The 264-nt window shown below is 39.8% G+C and carries 1 protein-coding gene; it reads left to right on the forward strand.

The features are described 5' to 3' along the window. The coding region (locus SB775_RS30525) for a spore germination protein (RefSeq protein WP_410865009.1) at window positions 1-264 on the forward strand (264 nt) is incomplete at both ends.

A 264-nucleotide genomic window follows, 5' to 3' on the forward strand; every position in this document is an offset into this window, starting at 1 on the left:
CTCTGATCCGAAAGCGATTGAAAACACCAGATTTCAAGACAGAGACAATGCAAATTGGTACATATACACAAACAAAAGTAATGATTTTGTATATCGATGGTCTTTGTGAAAATGAATTGCTAGAAAAAGTTCGAAAGATCTTGTCTCAAATCGAAATAGACGGTGTTCTGGGGAGTAGCTATCTAGAAGAATATTTTGACAGCTCCCCTTTTTCTCCCTTTCCCCAGGTGCAATATACGGAGCGTCCAGATGTCGTCTCTGCTG

It is taken from the genome of Peribacillus sp. SIMBA_075, assembly GCF_046534585.1.